Genomic DNA, 7,648 nt, shown 5'->3' with positions numbered 1-7,648 from the left:
TCTTTGCAGCTTTTTTAGTTGTTTTCTTTGCTGCTTTCTTTGCTACTTTTTTTGTAGCTTTTTTAGTCGTCTTTTTAGCTGTCTTTTTAACTGCCATTGACATCCTCCTGGTTTTCAATACTTACTCATAGGATAAACAACATTTTATTTCTGTGCAAACAAAAAAAAACAATTTTCCTATAACTAAGATTACTTTTTCTTATGTCTTCTTATTTTTTAACTTCGGTAAAAATAAAAAATTCCTTTAAAAAAAACTTTATAAAAACTACCAAAATGCCGATAGCAAGCGTCTTTTGCATGATCAGCAAAAACTTTAAACGTCCCTATTCATGCACCTTTCAGCACTTTATTTTTTTGAAAATTTGATGTGATTTTTTTTGATTTTTTTTTGAAAAAAAGAGAAAAAACTGCCCTTTCAAGGGCAGTTTCAGGGTTTTTATGATGTTACTTTTTGTCTTTTTTCACTATCTTTTTTTGCTTTTTTTTCTTCAAACTCAATTGTTAATTCATCGTTAGAAATGCCAACTTTTGCCACCCCTCCCTTAGTCAAACGACCAAAGAGGATTTCCCCCGAAAGCTCCTTCTTAAGCTTCTGATCGATCATTCGGCCAATTGGACGAGCTCCCATCTTGTCATCAAATCCATGTTCGGCCATCCATGTTTTAGCTTCTTCACTAACAACCAACTCAACATTCTTATCCACGAGCTTCATTTCGAGTTGAGAAAGGAATTTTTCTACGATTTTGACAACGTAATCTGTGCTTAATTTATTAAAATGGACGATTCCATCAAGTCTATTTCTGAACTCTGGTGTGAAGAAATTCTTAATCGTGCGGTCTCTCTTAGCCGTGCTAGTCTTATTCTTATCCGCTAGACCGATTCTTCCGGCCTCCATATCCTTTGCCCCAGCATTGGTAGTCATAATAATGACAACATTTCTAAAATCAGTCACTCTTCCTTGGGAATCAGTTAACTTTCCATGATCCATAACCTGAAGAAGAATGTTAAAGAGGTCCACATGAGCCTTTTCGATCTCATCCAAGAGAAGAACACAATGAGGATTCTTCTTAATTGCATCAGTCAGAACCCCACCTTGCTCATGGCCAACATAACCAGGAGGAGCTCCAATTAGCTTAGATACAGAGTGCTTTTCCATATATTCAGACATATCGATACGCTCAAGGTGGCAACCCAGATGCATCGAAAGCTGCTTGGCAAGTTCTGTCTTTCCTACCCCTGTTGGTCCCGCAAAGAGAAATGATGAAATAGGTTTTCCATCATTGGCAAGACCCGACTTGGCCATAACAATAGATTGTGCAACCGTATCAACAGCATGGTCTTGTCCAAAGATAAGCATCTTTAGATCTTTTGCCAGGTCTTTGAGTTTATCTTTTTCTGTAGTCTCAACAGTAATTCGCGGAATATTGGCCATACTTGCCACAACAATCTCGATATCTTTCTTCGAAATACTACTTTTTCTCTTACTTTCACTCTTAATTCTATTTAAGGCCCCTGCCTCGTCGATAGCATCGATTGATTTATCAGGGTTCTTTCTGTCTGTAAGGTAACGATTAGTCAGCTCAACAGCAGACTTTAGGGCCGTATCAGTGATTTTTAGACCATGAAACTCTTCAAAGCGTGGTCTTAATCCTTTAAGGATGGCAAGAGTATCATCTAATGATGGTTCATCCACATCAACTTTTTGGAATCTTCTATTAAATGCAGGGTCTTTTTCAATGAATTTTCTATGTTCTGCATAAGTTGTACTACCAATACAACGAATTGTTCCATTACTAAGGGCAGGCTTTAGCAAGTTACTGGCATCCATACTTCCACCAGTCGTCGCTCCCGCTCCCATAACAGTATGCATTTCATCAATAAAGAGGATAGATCTCTCACCTTTTTTAGACATTTTCTCGAGGTCTTTGATGACGCCCTTAATTCTTTGTTCAAAATCACCGCGAAACTTTGCCCCCGCCACAAGTGAGGCCATATCAAGCGTAAAGATCTGAGTATCTTCTAAGACCTCAGGCACATCACCTTCGACAATCTTCTTCGCCAAGCCTTCAACGATAGCAGTTTTACCAACTCCAGCTTCACCTACAAGTAGAGGGTTATTCTTTCTTCGGCGACAAAGAACCTGGATTATACGTTTCACTTCCTCAGCTCTTCCAACCAGAGGATCAATTCTATTCTCCTCCGCTTGAGTATTAAGATTGGTTGCATACTTATCTAAGAATGTTCCCGATTTCTTTGGAAGCTCAATTTCTTCTTCTAATGACTCTTGCGAATCTAACTCCGATACGGCCTTGGGACTCTCAAGATCTAGTGCTTTAGAGTCATCGATATCATGTGAGATGGCCTTGACGATATCAAATCTCTCAATTCCTTGTTTTTGAATTGTATAAAGAGCAAAACTCTCCTTCTCTTGGAACATGGCCACGAGAAGATTAATCCCTTTGATTTGTCTCTTACCCGCTGATTGCACATGGATGGCCGCTCTTTGAATGACTCTTTGAAGCGCCAGTGAAATCTCAGGTTGATATTCAATCCCATTATCTCTGGCCAATTGTCTTAGCTCATCGTTAACAAATTGTTTCTTACTTAAATCTCTGATCTGCTCATCATTGAGGATACTGAAATTTGTCTCATCATCAATAAAGGCCTCAAGCTCATCCCTAATTTGGTGGATTTCTGCTCCACACAGCTCCAGAACTTCTACAACCTGCTCATCTCCAAGCATGGCCAGAAGAACATTTTCCAATGTTAGGTATTCATGTTTAAGTCCATTCGCCTTGCGAATAGCATCGTTGATGATGACTTCTAATTTCTTCGACATCATAGTCTTTACTCCGGTTCAATCGTACAAAGTAGAGGGTGACCATTTTGTTTTGCCTCTAACGAGACTCGCTTCATCTTAGATTCAGCGACTTCGTGAGTGTAAACTCCACATTGACCTCTACCTTCATTGTGGACTTTCAACATAATCTCTTGGGCTTCTCCCGTGGTTTTAGAAAAAACCGACTTGAGAATATAAACAACGAATTCCATAGTCGTATAATCATCGTTGTGAAGAAGAACCCTATATCGAGGTGGTCTTTTAAATTTTTTCCTCGTTACAACGGAAAGATCACCTTCTTCATCTGATCTTTCACTCATTCTTGTCATTAAGATGGTGTTCATTTTATGCATGTCAAGATCTCACTCTTATTCTAATTATTGAAAGAAGGTTCTCTGTGGCCCTCTTTTTACTTATACAATATCTATTATCCCCCTCTCCCCTTAGGATTTCAAGGGGACAGAGCTAGACGAAACAGCTAAATTCACTAATAATATTAGAGACTTCGTCTAACTTGGAGATAATATGGGTTTCTTTGATTTATTTAAGGCCAAAGAAGAAAGAGAATTTATTAATGACTTGCACCGAAAATTCAATGAACACTTTCCAAAAATGGACGAAAATCGTGTCACGGCCCTGACGTGTATCTCTGGACTTCTGGCGAAAGTCGCCTATGTCGATTTTCAGGTTCACCCTGATGAAGTGGAAAATATGAAGAAGGCCCTTATTCATTGGTCGAAGCTTACTGAAGAAGAAGCTCAATTTGTAGCGGAGATAGCGGTAACTGAAATTAAAAGTCTTTCTTCCCACGACAATCGAAAATACTGCAAGCCTCTAGTCGAAATATTTAGCGTGGATGAACGTTTTGAAGTTCTCGAAACACTCTTTGAGCTTGCAGCATCTGATGGAATTGTCGAGCTGGCAGAATCTAATGAGATTAACTATATCTCAAAGGCCCTCGTCCTCGAACATAAGTACTTTGTGGCAGCAAAAGCACAGGTAAGAGAATTTCTCGCTACTTTGAAATAAAACCAATTCCTAGTGGTAAATTGTACGAAAGACCAAGAGCAAATTGATCTGATTTATTTTCGGCCAGAATAATCCCAATATCAGACTTCACCTGTAGTAGATCCTTGAACGCTGGAGGATAGAGTTGAACTCTCCATCTGAAATTCTCCGAGTTATTAAACATCACAGAAGAGCTAAGCCTGCCTTCATTTTCATGAAAAACACCAACGACAAAACGTCCCTTTTGTTTAAGAGGATTCGTTAAGGAAACACCTGCCAAAGTCGAAATAGTATGGGCGCCATAATCGACAGAGACTCCCCCCATATTCTGCATGCCTGAAAAGAGTATTGGCCTTACCTTGCCTTTAAAATACTTTGGACGATAAATATAATTCAAACCGGCATTGAAAATATTGTCGTGTTGAAAATCCCAAGCGGGTTGGAAGTGCCAGGCCTCCATTCCAAGCTCATCAACAAAGAATTTCATGATGTCATTATCAGAGGCCATCATAAAACCGACGATGTCAAAGAAGTAGAGATCAGCGATATGATCGTGACTTGATATTTCTTTCCCAGAAGTTTCTAAGGCCTCATTCCCAATATGAGCGGCAAAAGTTAAAAAGAAACTCCAAAGTTTAGGATTCCAATAACCTTTTTCAGTGAAGTACTCAGTGAGCCAACGAGTATCATAAGCCCCTCCAATAGAATGAAGAAAGATATTTGGCAGAACTCTTCCGGTAAAGACCTCATCTTTAAAAAGTTCATAATAGCCGCCATCTTTCTTTATCGAATGATGAGGATCTCTCACTCTCTTCCAAAGTGTTTCATGCTTTTTAAAAAAATCCTGTTGAGAAAACCAATAAGGGTTTTGGATGACATCAAATGTCCCATTAAAGTAGTAAGTAACCGGGGAAAAATCGGGAAATTTCTCAGGTGTATAGATTAAATTATTCGCTCTTATATTTGTCATTATCCCCATCATCATGAGGAATAGAATTAGATACTTCATAGGTTGCCCACACTACTACAATGAGCATGGGTTTACTACAGCATTAGCGTAAATAACTGGTATAAACTCAGAGAGCTTACTTCTGCCAGGAGCCCCTGGAATTGGAAATGTCATAGGGTATTGAAAAGTGGCTGATTTTAGATCACTCCGTATCCAATAATACCACTCTTTCTCTGCACTGATCTTAGGAAAAGTTTTTTTAAACTCTTCTAAACTAGGATAGCGTTTATTTTCTTCACAAAATTTCTTGAGTCCAATCTGTACATGAAGAGCACGATCAATCATCGCAAAGTCATTAAAGAGTAACTTGCCAGAGATAGTACAAAAGACGATTGTCACAATAATGAGAAAGAGTTTCATGAGATAGCGAGGTCTGTCCTTAAAGATGCCATTCCATTTTCAATCGAAAAAGAAAGCCCTTCTTCATTTATCTCGATATTCTCAACTTCACTCTCTACACTAAATGAAATATTGGCCTGGGCCTTATCGGCAGCAATGAAGCTTACATCTGTCGCCTTTCCCCCTTTTAGAGGAAGAGGAAGATGACCTGATTCCATAAGGCGAGGATCAATCCAAGAGAGATTATCTTGAACTTCTTCCTTATTATTTTCAGGATAAGAAAAAGTCATTTTTTCAAATGATTCAAATGGAGAAAGTAGACCTAACTTCGCACCACGACTTCCCCACTCTTTATACCATTGGTCAGTGTATTCAACACCCCATGTAGTAAAGAATCGAGATGGTTTTAAGCGACAGATTGAAAGAGCTGTTTCTTCCTCAGGGATCTTTCTAAATTCAATATCCCTACCGGCCAGGACTTCTCCAATTTGATTAAGAAAGTGTCCACGGAATTCTTTTTCACACCCCATGCACAGACCGATTGTTTGACTCTCTTTTGAGATTTCAGGATCTAGAATCTCTAGAAAACTTCCATTTTCAAAATATACAAAGAACCCCGCCCACTTTTGTCCATCAGCTTCAAATTCACCAAATTGAAAGAGGTCCTCACCAATCATTGATTTGAATGTTTGATAAAGTTTTTCATAAGAAGCTTTTGTTGGTTTGATGTAGATGTGATCAATGTAAACGCTCATAAAATCCCTTGATAAAGTCGCAACTCAAAGTGGTCTTAATTCTATCATGCGTAAAAATGGAATTTAGGCCCGAAGTTTTGACCACAAAACCATTTGCTAATAAGAGATCATTTTAATACACTAATCTGTAAGTTATTATTACAAGGAAGTTAACAATAATGAATGAGACAAGAACGTCTAACGACACACTATTTGATAAAGATTTTACTAAGAATATCAAGGCCAAGTTAAAGCCTAAGAAAGCCTATAATATCGACGAAATGGAGAATGAGTTTAAGTCTCAAATCAACTTTGGGGATATGCTCGACAAGAATAATAAGAAGAGTGAGGAAACTCCTGTTTCGGATCTTATTCGCTCGACGACTCAATCTATCGTTGAACTCAATGAAGTGAATCAAGATAATATCAATCAAAGAATTGATGCTCTAGAAGATAGACTTCAAATCAATTCAGTAAATGAGAAAATGGAAAGAGTTGAAGGGCTTTTACAGTCATTAATTATTAACCAACAAAATCTTCAACACTCACTTCAGAATGAAATAAAGAACTCGATTAAAGATCGACTCTTAGAAGATCAAACTCAGAATAAAGAAGTTACAGAAAAAGATCTTGAAGAAATCGTTAGAAAGACTCTTGCTCAAAACTCTCAAGGTTCACAAGAAAAGAAAGTAAGCCAGAAGAATATTATTGCAGCATCAATTCTAGCCGTTGCACTTCTAATAGCGGCTTTTATGACAACACCTTCTTCTAAGAACAAAATCACAAGTACAGAGCAAACAAAAGAAGTCTCTAATAATGTTGGGCCAAAACAAGAGGTCACGTCTCAAAGACTACAGCCTCGTTATGTTACGACGAAATTTGTTAACTTGAGATCAAAAGCATCTTCTAAGGCCAATGTCCTTCTCATCGTGCCACCAAACTCTATTGTAGAAAAACTAGACTTTAAACAAGGTTGGAATAAGATTAAATATACCGATCATGTGAAATCAGCTTCTATGACGGGTTGGATCTACGGAGAAAATCTTAAAACCCTAAATTAGGGATTGGAAAGTGGGACGGAGACTCTTCACTCAATTCGAGAAAGTCTCCTCCCCCAATTGAATCCTGATGTCGAAATAACCTCTTACCACCAAAATGTAATCGATCCATCTTTGCTTGACTCACACGCCAATCTGTCGTGACCTTAGATTCATCATATTCAAAGACTTCACCGGTTCTTAATGAAACTGTAATATTCTCAACTTTAGGGATTCTTAGAAATGAGTCGTAATTCATCTCTTTAAGAGTCTCTCTAATTTTGTTGGCCAGCTTGTCCTGCCCGCCAATAAGAAGGGCTTGAATATCTGTAGAAAAGTTTTTTAATGCCCGTGGAAGCTCCCTTTTCAAATTCACGGCCGCATCGATATGGGCCAAGAAAACTTGGTTAGAATCTGTATCAAAGAGAACAAGGGCCACGCACGTTGCCATCCCATAGGTTTGAACAAAGTCATATTGATGGGCATTCGCAACAATATACTCTCTTTGAGAGACTTCTGGTATTCCAAGACGATCTTCCATATACGGAAGTTCACTAGTAGCAAAGGCCACAAATGACTGCAGGATAATAAATAGAGACAGCATAGTACGTAATCTAATCATTAGTTTATTCTAACAATTTAAAATCTTGATCGAGAAAAAAGTGAGTATTCGTGTAAAAAT

At 38.2% G+C, this 7,648-nt stretch carries 8 protein-coding genes; 2 read left to right on the top strand and 6 right to left on the bottom strand.

Annotation, left to right across the window (positions count from 1 at the left end; translation table 11 throughout):
- Positions 1–436: 436 nt before the first annotated feature.
- Both clpA and clpS read right to left on the bottom strand, forming a co-directional pair.
- The gene (gene clpA / locus M901_RS08300; RefSeq protein ID WP_232422521.1) at positions 437–2,839 is read right to left on the bottom strand and encodes an ATP-dependent Clp protease ATP-binding subunit ClpA; all 2,403 of its coding nucleotides are present in this window, start codon (positions 2,837–2,839) and stop codon (positions 437–439) included.
- A gap of 8 nt (positions 2,840–2,847) precedes the next feature.
- Complete coding sequence (clpS, locus tag M901_RS08295; RefSeq protein ID WP_232422520.1) at positions 2,848–3,183, bottom strand: ATP-dependent Clp protease adapter ClpS; 336 nt, start codon at positions 3,181–3,183, stop codon at positions 2,848–2,850.
- Between the two features lie 181 nt (positions 3,184–3,364).
- Here clpS and M901_RS08290 point away from each other — a divergent pair, with 181 nt between their 5' ends.
- Complete coding sequence (locus M901_RS08290) at positions 3,365–3,868, top strand: TerB family tellurite resistance protein (protein WP_021277723.1); 504 nt, start codon at positions 3,365–3,367, stop codon at positions 3,866–3,868.
- Here the strand turns inward: M901_RS08290 and M901_RS08285 are convergent.
- Genes M901_RS08285 through M901_RS08275 form a run of 3 tightly spaced genes read right to left on the bottom strand, consistent with a single transcriptional unit; the run spans position 3,855 to position 5,950 of the window.
- The gene (locus M901_RS08285) at positions 3,855–4,856 is read right to left on the bottom strand and encodes a hypothetical protein (RefSeq protein WP_021277718.1); all 1,002 of its coding nucleotides are present in this window, start codon (positions 4,854–4,856) and stop codon (positions 3,855–3,857) included. The genes M901_RS08290 and M901_RS08285 overlap by 14 nt on opposite strands.
- A gap of 15 nt (positions 4,857–4,871) precedes the next feature.
- Entirely contained in the window at positions 4,872–5,216 is a 345-nt protein-coding gene (locus M901_RS08280) for a hypothetical protein (RefSeq protein ID WP_021277736.1), read from the bottom strand.
- Positions 5,213–5,950, bottom strand: a complete 738-nt coding sequence (locus M901_RS08275) for a hypothetical protein (RefSeq protein WP_021277740.1) — start codon at positions 5,948–5,950, stop codon at positions 5,213–5,215. The genes M901_RS08280 and M901_RS08275 overlap by 4 nt, the downstream gene beginning before the upstream one ends.
- Before the next feature lie 158 nt (positions 5,951–6,108).
- Between M901_RS08275 and M901_RS08270 the strand changes: the two genes are divergently transcribed.
- Positions 6,109–6,990, top strand: a complete 882-nt coding sequence (locus M901_RS08270; RefSeq protein ID WP_021277720.1) for an SH3 domain-containing protein — start codon at positions 6,109–6,111, stop codon at positions 6,988–6,990.
- Here the strand turns inward: M901_RS08270 and M901_RS08265 are convergent.
- Positions 6,974–7,588, bottom strand: coding sequence for a hypothetical protein (locus tag M901_RS08265; protein ID WP_157679921.1), 615 nt, complete (start codon positions 7,586–7,588; stop codon positions 6,974–6,976). The two genes, M901_RS08270 and M901_RS08265, sit on opposite strands and share 17 nt — an antisense overlap.
- Between the last annotated feature and the right edge of the window lie 60 nt (positions 7,589–7,648).

The organism is Bacteriovorax sp. DB6_IX (assembly GCF_000447775.1).
Classification (GTDB): Bacteria; Bdellovibrionota; Bacteriovoracia; order Bacteriovoracales; family Bacteriovoracaceae; genus Halobacteriovorax_A.
This window is presented reverse-complemented; position numbering and strand designations above follow the sequence as displayed.